Origin of the sequence: Synechococcus sp. OH2, from assembly GCF_047462155.1 — a bacterium.
Classification (GTDB): domain Bacteria; phylum Cyanobacteriota; class Cyanobacteriia; order Thermostichales; family Thermostichaceae; genus Thermostichus.
Genome location: NZ_JANSIR010000112.1, coordinates 51,740 through 54,943, shown reverse-complemented (window position 1 = coordinate 54,943; position 3,204 = coordinate 51,740). Strand labels below are relative to the sequence as shown.

At 59.9% G+C, this 3,204-nt stretch carries 3 protein-coding genes; 2 read left to right on the top strand and 1 reads right to left on the bottom strand.

The window, feature by feature from the left end; all coding sequences use genetic code 11:
* Both queG and NW835_RS12105 read left to right on the top strand, forming a co-directional pair.
* On the top strand, positions 1-847 hold an 847-nt coding region (queG, locus tag NW835_RS12110), incomplete at its 5' end, for a tRNA epoxyqueuosine(34) reductase QueG (protein ID WP_414415415.1).
* A 217-nt stretch (positions 848-1,064) separates the two neighbouring features.
* Positions 1,065-2,267 (top strand): AAA family ATPase, encoded by a 1,203-nt coding sequence (locus tag NW835_RS12105; protein WP_414415414.1) that lies wholly within the window; start codon positions 1,065-1,067, stop codon positions 2,265-2,267.
* 67 nt (positions 2,268-2,334) lie between these two features.
* Here the strand turns inward: NW835_RS12105 and dnaN are convergent.
* Positions 2,335-3,204, bottom strand: an 870-nt coding sequence (dnaN, locus tag NW835_RS12100; RefSeq protein WP_414415413.1) for a DNA polymerase III subunit beta, incomplete at its 5' end; no start/stop codon positions are given.

Below are 3,204 nucleotides of genomic sequence, written 5' to 3'. Positions count from 1 at the left end.
CATGGCCGCCGACATGGCCTGGATGGCCGATCCGCGGCGAATGGATCCAGAGCGGGTGCTGCCGGGGGTGCAATCTCTGGTCTGTGTGGCCCTCAACTACTACACCCCCATCTGCCACAGTCGGGATCCGGGCAAGGGCAAAATCTCCCGCTATGCCTGGGGGCGGGACTACCACCGCGTGCTGGGGCGGCGGCTGAAGCAGCTCCACCTCTGGATGCAAGCTCAGTTCCCGGATTATCGAGGCCGATTCTATGTGGATACCGGCCCGGTGGCGGAAAAGCCCTGGGCCATGCGGGCGGGCTTGGGCTGGATTGGCAAAAACGGCCTCTTGCTCACCCGCGAGTACGGCTCCTGGGTTTTCCTGGGGGTGATCTTGACAACTCTCCCCCTGCTTCCCGACCGTCCCCATACTGCCCACTGCGGCACCTGCAGCCGCTGCCTGGAAGCCTGCCCCACCCAGGCCATCGTCAGCCCAGGGGTGGTGGATTCCCGCCGCTGCATTGCCTACCACACCTTAGAGAGCCATGCTGAGCGGATCCCTGCCGAAATTGCCCAGAACCTGCACAATTGGGTGGCCGGCTGCGACATCTGCCAAGAGGTCTGCCCTTGGAACCAGCGCTTTGCCCGCCCCAGCCGGATCCCGGATTTTCAGCCTTACCCTTGGAACGTTGCCCCCGATCTCCAAGAACTGGCGCGGCTCGGCGACGAGGAGTTCGACCGCCGCTTCCCCGCCTCTGCCCTGCGCCGCCTCAAGGCCCACCGGCTGCGCCGCAACGCCCAAGCTGCTCTCCGAGCCCATCCCACCTCTGCAGCCTGCAGCAACGATTTGGAAGCCCTCTCTACCTAATTTGGATATCCTTTTCCAACAGGATCTGGGGATCCCTACCCTTGGGCCTGGGCCGGCACCGGAAAACGGTGGGGCTGTTGTCTACGGGCCGGGGACGCAAGCTAGCATACAGGTCTTATCCTCTTTTTTGGGATCCCAGTGCTGGGCTGAAGAGCGTCAGGCGTCCACGCCCTAGCACCTCCTATTGGTTTCCCCTCTTCTTAGACCCTAACCCTGCATGGATAACGATTACGAAGACTACTACCCCGGCTACCGGCAGGCCAACAGCTACAACCTACTGCAATCTGGGTGGAAGCCCCTGTACCGCCATTTCGATGCCGAGTATTTCTGGCAACTGGCGATGCGGGATCCCTGGGCGTTGGCCGAGAAATTTTTGGATGTGTGCAGCGATGTTGCCAATGCGGTAGGACGTAGAGAGTACAGCCCGCTGGCCAACTTTCTCAACTTATTTTCAGAGAACACCCGTTACGAGATCGAAGAGTTTTGGAATAGCATCACCCCACCTCTGCCCGGCCCCGACTATACAGTATTTCAAGATCAGCTCTCCACGGAGACGCCGATTCGGCAGCAGGTGAGCCGCGATCAAATTCCCATCGATTACGTTTTAAGGCGCCTGCAGGAAATGACCGTTCTCAGAGTTTTGGCGCATCTGGGGCGACCGGCGCAGATCGTGCAATTCTATATGGAGCGCTACTTCTACTATCCGGTCGAGCGTTTCAGCAGTTGGGAGGAAATCAGCAGCCCGGGCACCACCTATGCCTTCTGGCCAGAGCACCAGATTTGGCTGCAAGTTCAGACCGCCTATCACAACCGTCGCCGCTACACCCTGCTGGGCGTGGATCTCAGGCCCTTAATTCGCAAGGTTACTTACAATCTGGCGGTGATGGTGAGCGGCTACCAAAGCCGGATCGGGCAAGTCTACAGCCCCTATCCAATCAGTTCTTTTCCCGCTGAAATTCAGGCCTTTACCGATCAAGTGCAACAGCAGATTCTACAGCAGGAGCGATTGGCGGTCTTGGTGCACGGGATCCCAGGTACGGGTAAAACGGCCTGGACGCAAGCGGTGGCCCACGAGCTGCTGGTGCCCCTGGGCTATGTGGTGTTTATCTTGGATCACGAAGCCGTACAGGAGTTCATCGCGCCCCCCTACCTGGAGCGGGTCTGCTTGATCATCAACGAAGCCGATAACCTCGCCCAAGACCGAGCCAGCGAGGTGGCCCAGCAGAGCACCAAAACCGAACGCATCCTCAGCCTGCTGGATGGCACCCTTCACCAAAGCGTGCTCGATCCCGATTATCTCGACTGCAGGCAGAGGCTGGTGGTGTTGATGACCTGCAACACGACCGAGCGCCTGGATCCGGCCGTTTTGCGCAAAGGGCGGGTGGACTTGATCCAAGAGTTTACCCACCGCTTTGTTTGAGCTGTTTCGGCATCTACCCGGTTTAGCCGCTGGGGCCACCCTTCGATTTGGGTCGGGCTTGGGTGGGCTAGGTAGCCCGCAGTTGAACCGGCATGACCAAATACCAGAGGCGCGTCGCTCCAATTGGCTTCCAGATGGCCGGCTGAGTGGCGCCGTTCAGCTCCAGGCTCACCTGCTGCGTATGAAACACCTTAAGGGCCTCCAGCAGGTAGCGCACATTAAAAGCCAGCTCCAGGTCAGGGCCGGACATCTGTACCGGCAGAGATTCCTCGCCGCTGCCCACATCGGGCGCCTCGGTGCTGATGCGTAGGGTTTGGGTTGCCTCAGAAAGGTTGAACTTGATGATGTCGTTCCGCTGGGCAGCAAACACCCCCACCCGCTCCAAGGACTCGATCAAAGGCCGACGCTCCAGGGTTACATGCCGCTCAAATTGCCGCGGGATCAGGCGGTTGTAGTCGGGGTACTGGCCCTCCAAAAGGCGGCTGGTAATCCGCTGCTGGCACTGAGTGCCGCCGGCGCCCAAAATAAATTGCACCTGCGACCGGTCAAACCGCAGTTCCACTGCAGAAGCGGCCGTCTGGGCAGCGAGGATGCGCTCCACCTCTCGTAGAGTCCGAGCGGGAATGGTGAAATCCAGTTTTGTCCCCCCAGCAGCCAAATCAACTGGGATCCCTTCGGCCTCCACCTGAACCATCGCCAGGCGATGTCCATCGGTGGCTGCAAACTCCAGCCGCGGCGGATCCCCGGTTAAGAGCTTGACATGTACACCCGTAAGCACTTGCTTGGTGTCATCACCGGAAGCGGCAAAGAGGGTTTGGCCAATCCCTTGCAGCAAGCTCTCGATGGGCAGCTCAAGGATCTGGGCGGCCAAGCTCTCCTCCTCAGCATCGGCAGTGCGGAGCGCTATCTCGGGCAAGGTGGGATACTCTTCCGCAGG

Bases quoted from the DNA above. Each gene is read 5' to 3' on its own strand.
- NW835_RS12105 (WP_414415414.1), top strand. From the start codon at position 1,065: ATGGATAACGATTACGAAGACTACTACCCCGGCTACCGGCAGGCCAAC.